The sequence below is a fragment of the Arthrobacter sp. 9V genome, from assembly GCF_902506065.1.
In the GTDB taxonomy this organism is placed as follows: domain Bacteria; phylum Actinomycetota; class Actinomycetes; order Actinomycetales; family Micrococcaceae; genus Arthrobacter.
The window spans coordinates 4,731,088-4,748,923 of the sequence record NZ_LR732912.1; the positions used below are offsets into that span (position 1 = coordinate 4,731,088).

Genomic DNA, 17,836 nt, shown 5'->3' on the forward strand with positions numbered 1-17,836 from the left:
GGACATGGCCACAAGATGGACTCCGGGAGATGGTCTGCGGACACATGCCTGATTTCGCATGGAACAGTGGCCCAATGCTGAGCAAAAATCTGCCAAGCTTAAGGGACTATGGCGCACGTATTGGACAGCTCTTCAGTTAACTTCACCATCGATCCGGTGGTTCTCGACCTCGGGCAGCGCTTTGTGGACGCCGGCTTCGAGTTGTCGCTGGTGGGTGGGCCTGTGCGCGACCTCTTCCTGGGGAGGACATCTCCGGACCTCGATTTCACCACTGACGCCACGCCGGACCAGACCATTGGCGTCATCAAGAAGTGGGCGGACAACTTCTGGGAAATCGGCCGTGCTTTCGGCACTATCGGCATGAAGAAGAGTGGTTTCCAGATAGAAATCACTACGTATCGCGCTGAAGCCTACGACCCCGATTCGCGTAAGCCCGTGGTGGCGTTCGGCAACTCCCTGACGGACGATCTCCTGCGCCGCGACTTCACCATCAACGCCATGGCGCTGCGGCTCCCCAGCCTTGAACTCGTGGATCCCTTCGGTGGCGTCAGGGACCTTCACGCCTCGGAGCTCGCCACGCCAGGTGCCCCGGAGGCATCCTTCTCCGACGACCCTCTGCGCATGATGCGCGCGGCCCGTTTTGCTTCCCAGCTCGGCGTGTCGGTTCACGACGACGTCCGGCTCGCCATGTCTCAGATGGCCGACCGCATCAAGATCATTTCCGCGGAGCGCGTCCGGGAAGAGTTGGTGAAGCTGATCAACGGAGCACGCCCCCGCGTGGGAATTGACCTTTTGGTGGACACAGGCCTCGCTGAGTTCGTGCTTCCTGAAGTTTCCGCCCTGCGCCTCGAAGCCGACGAGCACCACCGGCACAAAGACGTGTACCAGCACTCACTGCAGGTCCTGGAGCAGGCTGCTGCCTTGGAAACCGGACCTGACGGTGCCGTCCCCGGCCCCGACTTTGTGTTGAGGTTCGCTGCGTTGATGCACGACGTCGGCAAGCCGGCTACGCGCCGCTTTGAACCGGGCGGCGCGGTGAGCTTCCGCCACCATGACGTTGTGGGTTCCAAGCTGACAGCCAAGCGCATGAAAGCGCTGCGTTTCGACAACGAGTCCATCAAGGCCGTTTCCCGGCTTGTTGAACTGCACATGCGCTTCTACGGCTATGGCGATGCCGGCTGGAGCGACTCCGCAGTCCGCCGCTACGTCACCGACGCCGGCCCACTCCTGGAACGACTGCACCGCCTCACCCGCTCCGACGTCACCACGCGTAACCAACGGAAGGCCGACCGCCTGTCCTTCGCCTACGATGACCTTGAGCACCGCATTTCGGCGCTTCTGGAACAGGAATCGTTGGCGGCCGTCCGTCCTGACCTGGATGGTGCGCAGATCATGGCACTCCTGGGACTCAATCCTGGTCCCGTTGTGGGGCGGGCGTACAAGTTCCTTCTGGAGGAACGCATGGAACACGGACCACTCTCCCGCGAGGAAGCCGAGCAGAAACTCTTGGCTTGGTGGGAAACGCAACCCGAGTCCGCCGTCGTCGAGCCATTGACCGAAACTGAGGAGCCCTCATGAACGCTGCGACTTCACCGCGTCCGCAACTCTGGATCCTTCGCCACGGCGAGACAGAGTGGTCCAAGAGTGGTCAGTACACCGGCCTGACGGACCTTCCCCTCACCGTTGAGGGAGAGCAGCAAGCCGTTGAAGCCCGTAAGGTCCTGGAAAGCATCGACTTTGACCTTGTCCTCACCTCGCCACTGCGCCGCGCCCGGCGGACGGCAGAACTTGCAGGCTACCCGGAAGCCGTCCATGAGCCACTGGCCGTGGAATGGAACTACGGCGACTACGAAGGCATCAGTTCGGACCTGATCCGCAAGGACAACCCGGACTACCTCATTTGGACCGACGGCGTTCCCAACGGCGAAACCCTGGACGAAGTTGCTGCCCGCGCAGACAAGATCATTGGACGGGTCCTGGAATCAGGAATGGACAATGTCCTGATTGTGGCCCACGGTCATTTCTCCAGGATCCTTACCGCCCGCTGGCTCGAAATGGATGCCCGAGAGGGCCGGCACTTCATTCTGGGAACAGCGAAGGTCTGCACTCTTGGGTGGGATAAGCGGACGCCCGCAATTGTGCGCTGGGGACTCTAAACGCGAATTTAGAAAAACTTTTGGCGAATTAGCTAATTTCGCTGGTCAAACTCCTTCTTCATGGGGTAACTTATATCTTGTTCCCAGAGCGACTCGCCGGGAACAAGGCGCGCATTCCCTGGTTCAGTCAGCCGGGCATTGCCACAGCAGGTCCCTGTGACCAGAAAAGGAGGTTGGGAAAAATGATTACTTTGACTAGCGGACGGAAGTTGACCGTCACTGCTACCCCGGCCTCTGCTGATGACGCGCGCCGTTTTTGCTCTCTGACTCACTCCTGAACTACCGGACCGGCTTGTTGCCGGCGGTATTCCTGACGGCCTTCCTGTCTTTGGATGGCTGAGTAGTCAGTTGTAGGCGCGGACCCACGCAGCATGCCGCGGGTGCGCAGTTTCCCCATAGTTCGGAACCAGCTTCTTGTTGGGTCGACTGCCGGAAGCACGCGCTATTGCATAACGAATCCGTTGTCGATTCGGTCCGCACATCCCATTATTAGCCTCGGCTATTTATGCCCTTTTCAGGCCTCAAATTCTGTTGAATTAATGTGCCTCTAATTGTTGTGCCTAAATTCCGATGAATTTCTCCTGAAAGGAGGTGAACCATGCGAAAACGCCCGGAAGACATGCGCTTCGTCAAGAGCACCCATGCTCCCAAGGACCGCACTCTGTTCAATGGCCAGCTGCTCGATCAGCGCCGTGAAGACGTCTACGTTGCCCTGCACCAGATGGGACTCATCCGCTGATCCCCCTTGGCTGAGCCCGAAGGAGTTCAGATGCCACACATTAATGCTGAACCTCAAGGAGCCCACGCGGCTACGCGTGGGCTCCTCCCCCTTTAACCTGATTAACCCGCGCTTAGCCTGGTGAACCCGCGCTGGACTGTAAGCTCGAACCCATGCAGGAGACGAAGCCTCACAAGCTGCAAAAACGTGCCCGCTTTGTGGTTCCGAGCCGCAGTGACGCCCTGCTTCGCAATTTCACGGAACTTGTGGGTGGTCCCCTGGGAAAGCGCTCCTCACCCGGGCAAATGAGGTCCGGTCCGTTCACTGTGGAACGGGTCCTGATCATGCTCACAGTTTTTGCTGCACTGCTCGCTGTGCTCGCCAAGGACTTCTGCCGTGTGCGCGGCTGGGAGACTCCCGGCCAGTTCTACGCAACGTGCTATTCGGATTTTCCTGAGCTTTTCCGGAACCGCGGCTTGGGCGACGGCATTTTCCCCTTCTTTAGCCAGAGCAGCCTCTTCGAGTACCCGGTTCTCATGGGCATCATCGCCGGCATTACCGCTTTGCTGGTTCCGGGCCGGGGCGTAGGAAACGAACGCATACTGGGCTACTTCGACGTCAACGCAACACTGATCGTCGCAGTATGGATTGTTACCGTGCTCCTCACCGCAAGGATCAACAGGCGCCGCCCTTGGGATGCCGCCATGGTGGCCGTAGCCCCCGGGATCATTCTGGCCGGATTCATCAACTGGGACATGTGGGCTGTAGGGCTGCTTGCCCTGGGAATGTACTTCTTCTCCCGGGACAAGCTGGTCCTGGCCGGCGTATGCATCGGGCTGGGTGCCGCCACCAAGATGTATCCGTTGCTGATACTCGGTGCCGTGTTGGTACTGGCCCTGCGCACCGGCAAGCTGCGCACATTCTTTATCACTGCTGGTACAGCCCTGGCGTCATGGCTGGCGGTGAATCTTCCCATCGCAGTGTTGAACCCAACCGGCTGGAGCTACTTCTTCGAATTCAGCCAGAACCGCACTGCCGGGTACAGCTCGCCGTGGTTCGCATACAACCTCGTGGCGGACAGAGTCCACTGGATGCAGCTTGATGGGGCAACCATCAACACGCTGGCTTTGGTCCTCTTCGCTGTGGCCTGCGTGCTTATTGGGGCGCTGGCTTTGTGCGCTCCAACACGACCCCGCTTGGCGCAGCTCGTGTTCCTTATAGTTGCCGCGTTTATCCTCACCAACAAGGTCTACTCGCCGCAGTTCGTCATGTGGCTCATACCGCTGCTTGCCTTGGCCCGGCCCCGCTGGCGCGACTTCCTCATCTGGCAAGCGGCTGAGGGGCTGCATTGGGCAGCTGTCTGGATGTACCTGGGGCAGACCACCAGCGGCGGATCCGTCCAACACAACATCGATATGTCGTATTACGTGCTGGCGGTGGGGCTGCACATGATTGCAACCGCCTATCTCATGGCACGGGTGGTCATGGACATCCTGGATCCCGCACATGACCCAATCCGTGCGCATGGCGAGGACGATCCCCATGGCGGACCATTCGACGGCGCGCGGGACTGGCTGCGATTCGACGTCTTCCGCCCCTCCCGGTCCGTGCTGCCATGGCGTCCCCGGGCTACGGTGGAGAGTACGGAAGCGAAAGCACCCCAGCGTATGGAGGTAAACAGCGATGGTTGATGTCGCCGTCGTCGGCGCCGGTCCCAACGGGCTGGCCGCCGCAGTGGTTATGGCCCGGGCAGGGCTGAGTGTGCGCCTTTACGAAGCTGCTGATGCGATCGGCGGTGGATCACGGACCAGCGAGCTGATTGAACCCGGCTACCTTTACGATGTCTGCTCTGCAGTGCACCCTATGGCTGTGGCGTCTCCCTTCTTCCGTGCCTTTGAATTGTCACAGCGCGTGGATCTGCGGGTGCCGGAGGTCCAGCACGGAACACCCCTGGACAGCGGAGGGGCTGCCTTGGCCTACCAATCCCTGGACCGGACGGTTCAGGAGTTGGGCGTGGACGGTCCGGCCTACCGTCGGCTGCTGCAGCCCCTGTTGGAGCGGGTGGATGGGGTGGTGGACTTTACGTCCAATCAACTCCTCCGTGTTCCAAAGGACCCGTTGGCGGCTATCAGATTCGGTCTGGCCACCCTGGATCAGGGGACCCCGCTGTGGATGCGGCGATTCCGTGAGGACGCTGCCCCCGCCCTGTTGACGGGCGTGATGTCACACGCCCTCGGATCGCAGCCGTCCCTCAGTTCAACCGGTGCCGGACTGCTGCTTAGCCTGCTGGCGCATGCGGGCGGTTGGGTGATCCCGGTTACTGGCTCCATGTCGATCGCCAAAGCAATGGCTGATGACCTCACGGCGCACGGAGGCACTATTCGCGTTGGCGAGCGTGTGGACTCCTTGGATCAGGTCCGTCCCGCGAAAGCCATTCTGTTGGATGTTGCCCCGCCAACTCTGGCGCGCCTGGGTGGCTCCGAAGTGCCCGACCGTTACCGCCGGGCACTGGAAACATTCCGTTTTGGGAATGCAGCCTGCAAGGTGGACTTCATCCTGTCCGGACCTGTTCCATGGCGCGACCCCGGATTGGCGACGGCGGGCACAGTCCACGTTGGCGGCTCACGGCTTGCGATGGCTGAGTCCGAGAACCTCGTGGACATGGGTAAGCATCCAACGGAGCCCTACGTCCTGGTGTCCCAGCCTTCACTGGTGGACTCCACGCGGGCACCGGAAGGCCGCCATGTGCTGTGGTCCTATTGCCACGTGCCCGCCAACTCCACTGTGGACATGGCGGAAGCAGTCATGGCGCGCATTGAACGTTACGCACCGGGCTTCCGTGATCTTGTGGTGGCATCAAAGACCACGACGGCGGCGGAACTGTCCGCTTACAACGAGAACTATGTTGGTGGAGACTTCAGTGCAGGACTGCTGGACCTACGGGGCCTGGTGCAACGGCCGGTAGTGTCCAACGTGCCGTGGCGCACCCCCATGCACGGCGTATACCTGTGTTCCTCGTCTACCCCGCCGGGGCCTGGGGTGACGGGAATGCCCGGGTACCACGCGGCAAAACATGCCCTCAAGGACATATTCAAGATGCGGGTACCCGGGCTGGGCGTTGGTCTCTAGTTTTTGGCTAGAGCCTTGGTTTGGCGGCCTTGGTTGGCGCCCTTGGTTGGACGCTCTTAGTTGGCGGCCGTGAAGCGGGCGCGGCGGTGAGCCGGGCTCTCAATCTCGTCCAGCATGGCTACGGCGTAGTCCTGCGTGGAGATGCTGTTGCCGGCCGGTGAATCCTTGGCCACGCTGTATTCACCAGTGCGCTCACCGGGCTGGATGACGGGGGCGGGTGCCAGGACGGTCCAGTCAAGGGACTCCGGGGACTGCTTGACAGTTTCCAGGGCCTGGGCTGCCGTGGTGGCTTCAGCCTTGTAGGCCTCGGGGAAGTCCGGGGAATCCAGCGGGCGGACGCCATCGATTTCCAAGGTGCCGGCGCCGCCAACGATCATCAGTCGCGTGCCTTCGGCATTGCTGTACGCCGTGGACATGGCATCCAGCCAGTCCGCATGGTCGCCGCCGGTGCGGCTGGGGCCCGTAGCCAGCACTACGACGTCGTGATCCTTGGCAATGGACGCAAAGGTCTCAGCGTCAGCCTGATCAGCGGCTCGTGCAGCGGCACCGGGTACCTCTGCGCCCTTGCGGGAGATGGCCGTTACCTCGTGGCCGCGGGTGATGGACTCGTTGACGATCTGGCTGCCGACCATGCCCGTTGCGCCGTAGACTGCGATTTTCATAGCTCTCCTTGAGGTTGGTATCCTTGCAATAGCCCCAACAGTATCTAGTGGATACTGATAGCTTCAAAGGAACCTAGTTACCCGGAGGATACTGATACTCGTGGACACCAAAGACCTCCCCGGCAACATCCTGGATCCCAACTGTCCGTCGCGGGTGGTGTTCCAGCGCATCGGAGACAAGTGGGCTTCATTGGTTATCCAGGTGCTCGGGGACGGGCCGGTTCGGTTCTCTGAACTGCGCAAGATGGTGAACGTGGTAACCCCGAAAGTTCTGACGCAAACCCTGCGTGCCTTGGAGCGCGACGGGCTGATCACCCGAACCGTGTACGCGCAGGTTCCTCCACGGGTGGAATACGGGTTGACGGCTTTGGGTGAGTCCCTGTTGCAGCCCCTGACCATGTTGCGGCACTGGGCCGAGAGCCACGTGCCCACCATCCTGGAAGCCCGCGATGCCTACGACGAAGCGCAGGACGAAGCCCTCCTCGGCTCACCCAACTAGGGGACAGCTCCTGCTCTATTGAGGCCCCATTGGGACGTTTGCTGTCACTCAGTTGGGTTGCGCGGACGGGACCACGGCGCGGCTGATGCGTCCGTCCCTCATGGTGGCTACAGAGTCAGTGAGGGGTAGGAACTCCGTGTCATGGGTGACCATCACGGTTGCCGTCCGGAACTCGTCGGTGACCTGCCGCAGCAGACGGACAATCGACTCGCTGCGTTCGTGATCGAGCGCGGCTGTTGGTTCATCGACGAGGAGAACCGTGGGGCTTCCCATGAGAGCCCTGGCGATGTTCACCCTCTGGCGTTGGCCGCCGGACAGTTGGTGCGGCCTCTTGTGCGCCGCTTCGGAAAGTCCCACGACGTCCAATAGTTCGGCTGCCTTCTCCCGCCCTTCCCTCACTCGCTTGCCTCGCAAATGCTCGCGAATAAGCAACTGCTCGACGGCGGTGAGTGCAGGCAGCAGGTTGGGTTGCTGGAAGATGATGCCCACTTTATCGCTGCGAAGGCTCGTGCGTTCTGCCTCCGAAAGCGCTGCGACATCCTGCCCGGCAAGGATGACGAGCCCGGCAGTGGGCTTTACGAGAGTTGCGGCGACGGCGAGAAGCGAGGACTTGCCCGATCCGGAGGGGCCCACGAGGGAGAGGAATTCGCTCCTGCGAACGCTGAGGCTGACGGCGTCCAGCGCCTTGAGGGTTGAGGTGCCGTCGGGGTATTCGAGGGAGACGTTGACCAGGCTCAGGGCCGGGCCGTTCAGGGCGGTATTCACAATGTATGCCTTTCTAAGAATGTATTAGTTGCCGCCGAGGGCCAGCAGAGGATCCACCTTGGTGACGCTTCTGACGGCCAGGACCGCACCCGCCAGCCCGAGAAGGATGATCCCGGCGATAGGAAGCAGCGTGGTCATGGGAGTGATCAGAAATGGTGCGGCCTGGGCCGCGAACAGTCCGCCAACCAAGCCCAGAAGCCCGCCCAGGGTGGCTCCTGCCAGCAACACCATGGCCGCTTGGGTGAGAGCATCCCGCAACACGTAGCCAGAGGAAGCCCCCAAGGCTTTGAGAACAGCGATGTCACGAGTGCGCTGCACAGTCCACACCGTCAGGAAGGCGACGATCACCAACGCCGAAATGCCGTAAAGAAATGCCTGCATCAGCATGAGCGAACCGTTCTCGCTCTTGTACGAGGCAAGAGCCTGGAAAGAACCCACGGGATCGGTGCTGACCGTGCCGGCCGCCGCATTGGCGGCGTCGAGGTTTACGGAAGCTGCGTCGTCGAAGGTTGCGGTGATAACCGTGGCGGTTCCCGGTGCTGCGTGAGCGATGGTCCGCCAGGTCTCCAGCGTTGTCCACACCACGCCGGTGTGGGAGTACCACTGGTCTTCTACAACAGCTGAAACCGTCAGGTCTGTCCCGCCCGCACGGACCCGGCTGCCGACATCCAGGGTCAGTTCCTTGGCCAGTGATTCGCCCACCATCACGGTCCCGTCCTCCACAGCGGACGGAGCCACAGCCCCGCCGAAGACGGCCACGTTCGCGGTCCCGGTGGGGGTCCCACGGTTACCCAGAGACTGGAAACGGGTCTGGCTGATCCCCAGCGCCTGCGCGGACGTCACACCCGGCTGGTCCCGCCATGCCCCGAGCTGGGCAGAAGAAACTTCTGACTCGGTGTACGACGCCTTTGGCTCACCTCCAGCGGAGGCCCCGAAGATGACCTGCTGGAAGGGCAGGGCACCAATGGCCGACGTCGACTGGTTGCCCAGGCCCGCAGTCAGCCCGGAAAGCATCACCAGCAGCAACGTGATCAGGGCGACCACGCTGCCCATGAGCGCGAAACGACCCTTGGCAAAGCGGATGTCGCGGATGGCAAGAAACATCGGATTCCTTCGATTCAGTGCGGGCTTGATCCCGGCTATCCCAACTCTTCCGGCGATAGGCCGGACGGGCATCGGAAGCCGGATGGATCGGCTGGCATCGAGTGGTTGAACCGGCGATCATCCGAATGGTTGATTCAAGCCCGGAGACGCGGAAAGTGGGTTCCATGAGGGATCACCGGGGATACGCTGTGAAGCATGCAGTCTCCCGCTGGCGCCGCCACAATCCTCCGCGTGCTGCGCGTGAGCCTGCATGTGGGTTTCGCGGTTCTCTTGTTGGTGGCCGTAGTCCGTCTGATGACGGGAATGGGAACCAGCGGAGCGCCGCCAGCCTTGGCCGTGGCTGCCGGCCTGGCGCTTTCGGTCTTGCTGGCGCTGGTCTACCTCGGTGGGACTCTTCTGGAAAAGCGCCATGCAAGCGACTCAACCCGTTTCAATCCCACACCCTATGCACGCTGGTGGCTGGGCGCGGTGATGCTCTTGTGGCTGCTCCTCCTGCTGGTCAGCAGCGACTTCGCGTGGGTAGCCTTCCCCTTGTTCTTCCTGCAACTACACCTGCTCCCCCGCAGGCTCGCATTGCCGGCAATTGCGGTGAGCACAATCCTTCTGGTGGGAACCCTCTGGTTCCATAGCCGTGGCTTGTCCGACGGCGGCTTGCAGCTTTCGATGGTTCTGGGGCCGGCGTTCGGGGCAGTCTTCGCGGTGGTCACCGGCCTGGCGTACCGTGCGCTGTTCCTTGAAGCCGAGAACCAACGCGCTGTAGCTGACGAGCTTCGCAGGACACGCGCCGAGCTCGCTCAAACCCAGCACGACGCCGGAACTCTGGCTGAACGCGAACGGCTCGCGCGGGAGATCCACGACACCCTTGCACAGGGCTTCTCAAGCATCATCCTGATGGGCAGGTCCGCCGAGAAAGCCTTGGACGACGGTGACGCCGCCGCTGCAAAGGAGCGTTTACGTACGGTTCAAGACACGGCTTCGGCCAATCTTGCCGAGGCTCGAAGCTTTGTGCGTGGCTTGCGTTCGCCGGATCTTGAGGAGTCCGGGCTCGTGGACACCCTCCGCAGGTTGTGCGCAAAGACGGAGACGGAGGCAGCCGCCCGGGGGTCTGCCCTGCGCTGCCGCTTCGAGCTGGCGGGTACGCCTGTAGAGCTGCCGAATACGTACCAGACCACCCTGCTCCGGGCCGCGCAGGCTTCCCTCGCAAACGTGTGGGCGCACGCCCAAGCCCGCACCGCCGTCGTAACCCTTTCCTTCCTGGGCGCCGAGGTGACCTTGGACGTTTTTGATGACGGGAGGGGATTCGAACCATCGATGGCGGCCGGTTCAGCGCGGGGCGACGGAACCGGCGTCGGGCTTCAGAGTTTGCGCGAGCGGCTGGCCGCGCTGGATGGTCGCCTGGAAATTGAATCGGCGACTGGTGAGGGGACCGTAGTTGCAATCCGGGTGCCCCTGCCCGCGGATGAGGGTGCTGCATGAGTGAGATCCGGGTGCTGTTGGTGGATGATCATCCCGTGGTTCGGGCGGGACTGCGGGCAATGCTCGCCGATTTCCCGGGGGTAACCGTGGTTGCCGAAGCCGCTGATGGTGATGCTGCGCTGAGCGAACTCAGCAAACTGCACACCTTGGGTGAGCCCGTGGATTTGGTGCTTATGGACTTGCAGATGGGCAGCGGCATGGATGGCGTGACGGCCACGGAGAAGATCAAGGCGGGTGAGGCCGGTACTCCCCCGCCGCCGGTGCTGATTCTGACCACTTACGACACTGACGCCGACATTCTCGCGGCAGTGGAGGCCGGCGCCAGTGGCTACATGTTGAAGGACGCCCCGCCGGAGCAAATCCGCCAGGCCGTGTTGTCCGCAGCGGCCGGGCAAACTGCGCTGGCACCCGAGGTTGCCGCGCGGCTTATGGGCCGCATCCGGAATCCATCGCCGGCTTTGAGCGCCCGGGAAGTGCAGCTGTTGGAGCTTCTGGCAACGGGCATGAGCAACCGTGCAATCGCCAAGCAACTCTTCATTTCCGAGGCCACGGTGAAGACTCACCTGGTGCACATCTACTCGAAACTCGGCGTGGACAACCGGACCGCAGCCATCGCTGTTGCCACGCAGCGCAGGATCATCCGCGGGCACTGACTCCCCCGGACCGGGTTGGAGTTTTGGTCGTTGCCCGCCAACTCCATCCAGGGTGGCGGACGGCGGCTGTCCGTCTGCTGGCCGGGACAAGAAACTGTCGGGGGAAGCGGGCATAATGTGGCAAATGGGGAAACTGAAAAAACATGGTCTTGTCCTTGGTCTCGTATCGCTGGTGATGGCTGGGTCATTGACCGCCTGCGATGACGGCCGCTCCGGTGCGGAAGGGGCAGCCAAGCAGCTGGCCTCCTCGCTGGCGGCGCTCGACGTCGGCCAGATCGCCGTTGAGGGTAAGGACGCTGCCGCGGCCAATGATCAACTGAAGGCCGTGTTCGAGGGGCTCGATGCGAAGCCGGCTGTGGAGTCAGGCGAGGTTAAGCTCGACGGCGATACCGCGACTTTCCCCCTGAAGTACAGCTGGAACATCGGCTCGGCCAAGTGGGAGTACAGCTCCGAAGCCACGCTGAAGAAGGCCGGCGACAAATGGGCTGTCCAATGGACTCCTGCACTCCTTGCCCCGGAACTCTCTGAGGGTGAGACACTCTCCGTCAAGACCGTTCCCGCCCAGCGCGGCCAGATCCTGGGCGCCGGTGATGCCCCCATTGTTGAGGACCGTCCCGTCTTCCGAGTGGGCATTGATAAAACGAAGGTCCCCGCTGAACAAGCCGACGCTTCGGCACGAGCCATGGCCGCTCTGCTCGGGCTGGACGCGGAGGAATACGCCAAACAGGTTGCCGCGTCAGGTCCGCAAGCCTTTGTAGAGGGCCTTGTGCTGCGCGCGTACACGGCGGACATCACTGAAGCGAAAATTGAAGCCATTCCCGGCGGTTCAAGCATCCTGGACTCCATGGCTTTGGCTCCCACGCGGACGTTTGCGCGGGCATTACTGGGCAGCGTTGGCCAGGCCAGTGCTGAGCAGATTGAAAACTCCAACGGTGCGCTGCGCGCCGGAGACACCACAGGTACCGGCGGACTGCAGCAGAAGTACGACGCATTGCTGCGGGGTAAAGACGGCGTGGAAGTCCGTGCCACCCCGGAGGTGAAATCTGAAGGTGAGACGCCCGGCACCAAAGTGTTCTTCTCTTCCCTCCCGGCTCCTGGCACGACGCTCAAAACCACCCTTGACCTAAAACTCCAGCAGTTGGCGGAAGAGACGTTGGCCGGTGTTGGACCGGCGTCGGCAATCGTTGCACTCAAACCCTCAACCGGCGCTGTCCTTGCTGCCGCCTCCGGACCCGGCAGCAATGGCTACAACACCGCCTTGCTTGGCCAGTACGCTCCGGGTTCCACGTTCAAGATTGTTGATTCCCTGGCAATGTTCCGCAACGGCGCCACACCGGACTCCAAGGTTGAATGCCCCTCCACGCTGGCAGTGGACGGCCGCACGTTCAAGAATGCCGAAGGCTACCCGGAAAGCTCCCTCGGCTCGGTGGCCCTGCGCGATGCTTTTGCACACTCCTGCAACACGGCCTTCATCAATGCCCGGGATGCTGTAAGCCAGGACCAGCTTGAATCGGCGGCGCAGGCCCTGGGTGTGGCGGTTGAAGCTCCGAAACTTGGCGCCGATGCTTTCCTCGGTTCGGTTCCCGGCGCTGCCGAAGGTACCGAGCACGCTGCTTCCATGATCGGCCAGGGCAAGGTGCTCTTTTCCCCGCTCTCGGCCGCGGTCATGGCAGCTTCCGTCGCCAACGGTGCACCGGTTTCTCCGCAGCTCGTGCTGAACGCCGATGCAGCCCAGGCCTCCGGAGCCAGCCAGAACCCCAGCGCCGGTGCTACGCCCACCGAAAGTGGCAGCGCACCGCCGTCGTCCGCTTCAGCTTCGGTGAGTGCCGTTCCTGCGTCACCGGCATCCACAAAGCCGATCACCAAGGAAGAAGCCGCTGCGCTGTCCGACATGATGCGGGCCGTAGTGACCTCAGGCCACGCCGGCTTCCTGGCCGAAGTCCCCGGGACACCTGTCGGGGCCAAAACAGGGACCGCAGAGTTCGGCAATGACAACCCGCCCAAGACACATGCCTGGATCGTCGCAACACACGGAGATTTGGCCGTTGCTGTGTTCGTGGAAGAAGGCGGGTTGGGTGCCACGGTCAGCGGACCCCTGCTGAAGACCTTCCTTACCGCGGCGGGATGACACCGGAGGCTGGCTCTGCAGGCGAGCAGCGCAGTCGAGTGCCAATACCCGGCCATGGGAGGATTGAAACGTGGCCCATATTGACGTTTCCGGCATCGACTACTTCCTCTCCGACGGCACCCAGCTGCTCAACGGGGTGACTTTCAAGGTCCCCGATGGCACCAAGACGGCGCTCATTGGGCCCAACGGAACGGGCAAGACCACCCTGTTCAAGATCATTTCCGGCGATCTCACCCCTGACGAAGGAGTGGTGGGCCGTTCCGGAAACATGGGCATCATGCGGCAGTTCGTAGGCCAGGTTCGTGACGAATCCACCGTCCGGGACCTCCTGGTTTCCACTGCGCAGGCCGGCCTCGCAGCCGCTGCCAAGGCCGTGGAGGACGCCGAGCTGGCCATGATGGAGCACGACGACGAGCCCACCCAGATGAAGTATGCGCAGGCGATCGTGGACTGGGGAGACGCCGGCGGATACGACGTCGAGACCGTCTGGGACGAGGTCTGCATGGCAGCGCTTGGCATCTCGTTCGACAAAGCCCAGTTCCGCCGCGCGTCCACGCTTTCCGGTGGTGAGCAGAAGCGGTTGGTGCTCGAGGCCTTGTTTGCCGGCCCCGATGAGCTCCTTCTCCTTGACGAGCCGGATAACTATCTGGATGTTCCCGGCAAGCGCTGGCTGGAAGGGAAACTCAACGAGTCCAAGAAGACCGTGCTGTTCATCAGCCACGACCGCGAGCTGCTGAACAATGCGGCGGGTCGCATCGTGACGCTCGAGCCCGGCATCAACGGGGCCGGCGCGTGGATCCACGGCGGCGGTTTCGGCTCTTACGTGGAGGCACGCGCAGACCGCAACGCCCGGTTCGAGGAACTCCGCAAGCGCTGGGACGAGGAGCACGTGAAGCTCAAAGAACTCGTCAACATGTACAAGAACAAGGCAGCCTTCCGCTCCGACATGGCTAACAGGTACCAGGCTGCGCAAACCCGCCTGGCCAAGTTCCTGGAAGCAGGCCCGCCTGAGGCCTTGCCGATTGAGCAGAACGTCAAGATGCGCCTCAAGGGCGGACGAACGGCCAAGCGTGCCGTGGTAGCCGAAAAGCTTGAACTGACCGGGCTCATGAAGCCGTTCTCCACCGAGATCTGGTTCGGCGACCGCGTGGGTGTGCTCGGTTCCAATGGTTCGGGCAAGAGCCACTTCCTGCGCCTCCTTGCCACCGGTGGAACAGACCCCGAACGTGAGCACTTGCCGGTGTCCGATGTTGTGATCGCTGAAGTTCCCCATGAGGGCACAGTGAAGCTTGGGGCCCGCATTCGCCCCGGATTCTTTGCCCAGACGCATGTCCGCCCTGATCTGTTGGGGCGCACCCTGCTGGAGATCCTGCACCGGGGAGACGAACACCGCTCCGGCCTTCCCCGTGAGGCCGCCGCTGGTGCATTGGACTCGTACGGCTTGGCTGGCCAGTCCGAGCAGAAGTATGAGTCTTTGTCCGGCGGCCAGCAGGCACGGTTCCAGATCCTGCTCCTGCAACTCTCCGGAGCTACTTTGCTGCTGCTGGATGAGCCCACGGACAACCTGGACCTGCATTCGGGTGAGGCTTTGGAACGGGCCATCGATGCTTTCGAAGGCACCGTCCTGGCGGTCACGCACGATCGCTGGTTTGCCAAGTCCTTCGACCGGTTCATGATCTTCGGCTCTGACGGCAAGGTCTACGAGTCGGAGGAACCCGTGTGGGACGAGAAGCGGGTAGAGCGCGCCCGCTAACCGTCGCTCACATCCCGTTGGTTTTCGGCGAACGCTCTTGCACCTTCTGCAAGAGCGTTCCGCTTTAAGCCGTGGGACGTGAGAGAGCGTTGGGTGCGCAAATGATCATTCTAGATGATTAATTGATCAGACCTTGCTAGGGTAGGACCATGGGAACTGCTGACCGCCACCGGCTCATTGGTGAGCTGCTGCGCACCCGCGAGGAAGCCACCGTGGACGAACTCGTACAAGCGACGGGAGCTTCCGGCGCCACTGTCAGGCGAGACCTGGAGATCCTTGCGGCCAACGGAGTGCTGAAGCGTGTCCACGGCGGTGCCCGCAGCTTGCTGGCACGTGGAGACAACCCCGGCTACGGGCAGCGCGAATTGGAACACCACGAGGCCAAGGTTCGGATCGCCAGGGCTGTAGACCAACTGATCAGGGACCGCGAGTACGTGTGGCTGGACAGCGGATCCACGGCGACGGAGATCGCCCGGGGCCTGAGCACCAGGACACTCACGGTCATGCCCATGTCCCTGCACGGCGTCGAGGCTCTGACAAGCAACAAGGACGGCCGCGCTCCGGAGCTCATCCTCCCCGGCGGCCGACTCATCCCGGGGGAACAGTCCTTCAGGGGCCCCATGACAGAAGCCAACGTTCGCTCGCTGAGGTTCGACACCGCCGTCGTGACTCCCTGCGCGCTCAATCTGAAAGACGGCCTGCTGGCCCACGATCTTGAGGATGCCGCAGTCAAACGCGTCGGCCTTGAATCGGCGGCGCGGGTAATAGTGGCCTCCGCAGGCAGCAAATGGAATGCCAGCGCGGTGGCCTTGGTGGCCGCAATGGAGGCCGTGGACGTCATCGTCACAGACCAGAAACCATCCCCCGAAGATCTTGCCCGGCTCAACAAACTCTCCGTGGAAGTTGTGATTGCATGACCACCAACACCAGAAGCACCACCAACGTCAACGCGGCTGCCGTTGCGACGTTCCTGATCTTCGGCATGAACGGTTTGGTGTTTGCCAGCTGGGCTGCCCGCATCCCGGCCGTGACGGAAGCGCTTAGCCTCACATCGGGCCAGATGGGCACCCTGTTGCTCTGCACGGCCGTGGGGTCTTTGTTGGCACTGCCATCAGCCGGGTGGGTGGTGGGCAGGATCGGTACAGCCAATACAGTGCGGGTGGCCGGCATCGTAGCGGGTGCCGCCGGCGCAGCCATTGCTTTCTCGCTCATGGCCGCCTCGGTTCCAGGCACGGCCGTAGCCCTGTTCTTCTTCGGCATTGGCATCGGGCTATGGGACGTGGCTCAGAACATTGAAGGCGCCGACGTCGAACACCGGCTCAAGCGCACCATCATGCCGCAATTCCACGCTGCCTTCAGCGGTGGCGCTTTCTTGGGTGCGCTGATCGGTGCCGGCCTGTCCCAACTTGGCGTGGGCTTGCCGGAGCACTTGTTGGTCATCGCGGCAATCGCCGTCCTCCTGGCGCTCACGGTCCCCAGATACTTCCTGCCGCATGAGGTTGAAGAAATTAACGACGGCGGTATGGCGGCTGAGAAGGGCCCGACGGCTTGGCGGGATGGCAGGACGCTGCTCATCGGCGTGGTGGTCCTCGGGGCCACACTCACTGAAGGTGCAGGCAACGACTGGATCGCGAAGGCTGCAGTAGACGGGCTTGGCGCCTCGGAGTCCACCGGCGCGTTGTTGTTTGCGCTGTTTGTCCTGGCTATGACCGTTATGCGGTTCCTCGGCGGCAAAGCGATTGACAAGTTTGGACGCGTAAACGTCCTCCGGGCCAGCATGGCCGCAGCCGCTGCTGGTCTCGGATTGTTCGTTTTTGCGGGCAACGTGGTGCTGGCAGGCATTGGTGCGGCGCTCTGGGGCATCGGCGCAGCTTTGGCCTTCCCCATGGGCATGTCAGCAGCAGCGGACGATCCCAAGCATGCAGCTGCCAGGGTATCCGTGGTTTCCACTATCGGCTACATAGCCTTCCTGGCGGGTCCGCCGCTCCTTGGCTACCTTGGAGACCACACCGGAATCCACATGGCTTTGCTGGCCATTGGAGCGCCTATTTTGCTTGCTCTGCTGCTTGCCGGCGTTGCGAAGCCTTTGCCGCCCAAATAGTTCCTCCATCAACAGAGTCATTCTCCCTGATGCATATATTGCGGAAGCGCCACCAGATCAGGAGGACGACACCAGCGGCGAGACAAGCGCCGCCTATGACGTCACTGAGCCAGTGGGCGGAGAGGTATGTGCGGCTAAGCATCATGGCTACCACTCCCATTGCAGCTATGAGGCTCATCCACCACCGACCCATGAGCAGCGCAAGGACCACCAGGAAAGCAGTGGTGGCAGATACATGCCCCGAGGGGTATGAGCCTGTGTCGCTGAGGACCCGGGCTCCTTCCGGCCGGTCCCTCCCCACCAAAGCCTTGGCCAGTTGCGTCAGGGCCAGCGCGGAAATCCCGCTTGCAGCGGCGAAGATTGCTGCCTTGGGGCGCTGCCAGATCAGGAGCGAAATTGCGAGCACTGCGTGGAACACGAGCATTCCGACATAGCCCGCCCAGTTGAGGACATTGTTCACCCCATCCCAGAAAGGGGAGCGGAGGGTGAAGACGTAGGACTGCCAGCTGGTGTCCACGCGGTTGAAAGCCGGCTCGCCTTGCCCAGCCATGATCAGTGCCGCCGGAACAGCGAAGGCCATGAGCAGAAGTACTCCGGGGGTGACCAGCTGCCAGCCGGGACGTGGATGCGGACGGAGTACGCGAATCATCCATTCATCGTAGCCACCGGCCGATGTGTGGCACCGCCAGGCG

The 17,836-nt window shown here is 62.2% G+C and carries 16 protein-coding genes; 12 read left to right on the forward strand and 4 right to left on the reverse strand.

The window, feature by feature from the left end:
* The first annotated feature begins 108 nt into the window (after nt 1–108).
* The 5 genes from BACI9J_RS21810 (at nt 109) to BACI9J_RS21830 (ending at nt 6,003) form a co-directional block, all read left to right on the forward strand.
* On the forward strand, nt 109–1,578 hold the full coding sequence (locus BACI9J_RS21810; protein ID WP_159736208.1) for a CCA tRNA nucleotidyltransferase: 1,470 nt from the start codon (nt 109–111) through the stop codon (nt 1,576–1,578).
* The gene (locus tag BACI9J_RS21815; protein WP_091464242.1) at nt 1,575–2,156 is read left to right on the forward strand and encodes a histidine phosphatase family protein; all 582 of its coding nucleotides are present in this window, start codon (nt 1,575–1,577) and stop codon (nt 2,154–2,156) included. The genes BACI9J_RS21810 and BACI9J_RS21815 overlap by 4 nt, the downstream gene beginning before the upstream one ends.
* A 598-nt stretch (nt 2,157–2,754) precedes the next feature.
* Nucleotides 2,755–2,895 (forward strand): hypothetical protein, encoded by a 141-nt coding sequence (locus BACI9J_RS21820; protein ID WP_201296640.1) that lies wholly within the window; start codon nt 2,755–2,757, stop codon nt 2,893–2,895.
* 152 nt (nt 2,896–3,047) lie between these two features.
* Complete coding sequence (locus tag BACI9J_RS21825; RefSeq protein WP_201296641.1) at nt 3,048–4,565, forward strand: glycosyltransferase family 87 protein; 1,518 nt, start codon at nt 3,048–3,050, stop codon at nt 4,563–4,565.
* Complete coding sequence (locus BACI9J_RS21830; RefSeq protein ID WP_159736209.1) at nt 4,558–6,003, forward strand: phytoene desaturase family protein; 1,446 nt, start codon at nt 4,558–4,560, stop codon at nt 6,001–6,003. Before BACI9J_RS21825 ends, BACI9J_RS21830 begins: the two co-directional genes overlap by 8 nt.
* A 56-nt stretch (nt 6,004–6,059) precedes the next feature.
* On the opposite strand, the gene BACI9J_RS21835 is transcribed toward BACI9J_RS21830, so the two are convergent.
* Nucleotides 6,060–6,665, reverse strand: a complete 606-nt coding sequence (locus BACI9J_RS21835) for an NAD(P)-dependent oxidoreductase (RefSeq protein WP_159736210.1) — start codon at nt 6,663–6,665, stop codon at nt 6,060–6,062.
* A gap of 100 nt (nt 6,666–6,765) precedes the next feature.
* Between BACI9J_RS21835 and BACI9J_RS21840 the strand changes: the two genes are divergently transcribed.
* Entirely contained in the window at nt 6,766–7,164 is a 399-nt protein-coding gene (locus tag BACI9J_RS21840) for a winged helix-turn-helix transcriptional regulator (protein ID WP_159736211.1), read from the forward strand.
* Between the two features lie 48 nt (nt 7,165–7,212).
* Here BACI9J_RS21840 and BACI9J_RS21845 read toward each other — a convergent pair whose 3' ends face one another.
* Together BACI9J_RS21845 and BACI9J_RS21850 are read right to left on the reverse strand one after the other, a co-directional pair.
* Nucleotides 7,213–7,929 carry an ABC transporter ATP-binding protein gene (locus BACI9J_RS21845; protein ID WP_236558811.1) on the reverse strand — a complete coding sequence of 239 codons (717 nt, stop codon included), beginning with the start codon at nt 7,927–7,929 and terminating at the stop codon, nt 7,213–7,215.
* Between the two features lie 24 nt (nt 7,930–7,953).
* Complete coding sequence (locus tag BACI9J_RS21850) at nt 7,954–9,033, reverse strand: ABC transporter permease (RefSeq protein WP_201296642.1); 1,080 nt, start codon at nt 9,031–9,033, stop codon at nt 7,954–7,956.
* A 195-nt stretch (nt 9,034–9,228) separates the two neighbouring features.
* Between BACI9J_RS21850 and BACI9J_RS21855 the strand changes: the two genes are divergently transcribed.
* The 6 genes from BACI9J_RS21855 (at nt 9,229) to BACI9J_RS21880 (ending at nt 17,144) form a co-directional block, all read left to right on the forward strand.
* Nucleotides 9,229–10,509, forward strand: a complete 1,281-nt coding sequence (locus tag BACI9J_RS21855) for a sensor histidine kinase (RefSeq protein ID WP_159736213.1) — start codon at nt 9,229–9,231, stop codon at nt 10,507–10,509.
* A complete protein-coding gene (locus BACI9J_RS21860) occupies nt 10,506–11,162 on the forward strand; it encodes a response regulator (protein WP_159736214.1) in 657 nt (218 codons plus the stop codon). Before BACI9J_RS21855 ends, BACI9J_RS21860 begins: the two co-directional genes overlap by 4 nt.
* Nucleotides 11,163–11,286: 124 nt before the next feature.
* On the forward strand, nt 11,287–13,290 hold the full coding sequence (locus tag BACI9J_RS21865) for a penicillin-binding transpeptidase domain-containing protein (protein WP_201296643.1): 2,004 nt from the start codon (nt 11,287–11,289) through the stop codon (nt 13,288–13,290).
* 70 nt (nt 13,291–13,360) lie between these two features.
* Nucleotides 13,361–15,043: an ABC-F family ATP-binding cassette domain-containing protein gene (locus BACI9J_RS21870; protein WP_159736216.1), complete on the forward strand. Its 1,683-nt coding sequence runs from the start codon at nt 13,361–13,363 to the stop codon at nt 15,041–15,043.
* A 149-nt stretch (nt 15,044–15,192) separates the two neighbouring features.
* Nucleotides 15,193–15,960 carry a DeoR/GlpR family DNA-binding transcription regulator gene (locus BACI9J_RS21875; protein WP_159736217.1) on the forward strand — a complete coding sequence of 256 codons (768 nt, stop codon included), beginning with the start codon at nt 15,193–15,195 and terminating at the stop codon, nt 15,958–15,960.
* On the forward strand, nt 15,957–17,144 hold the full coding sequence (locus BACI9J_RS21880; protein WP_159736218.1) for an MFS transporter: 1,188 nt from the start codon (nt 15,957–15,959) through the stop codon (nt 17,142–17,144). Before BACI9J_RS21875 ends, BACI9J_RS21880 begins: the two co-directional genes overlap by 4 nt.
* On the opposite strand, the gene BACI9J_RS21885 is transcribed toward BACI9J_RS21880, so the two are convergent.
* Entirely contained in the window at nt 17,089–17,793 is a 705-nt protein-coding gene (locus BACI9J_RS21885; protein WP_159736219.1) for a phosphatase PAP2 family protein, read from the reverse strand. The two genes, BACI9J_RS21880 and BACI9J_RS21885, sit on opposite strands and share 56 nt — an antisense overlap.
* Nucleotides 17,794–17,836: the final 43 nt, after the last annotated feature.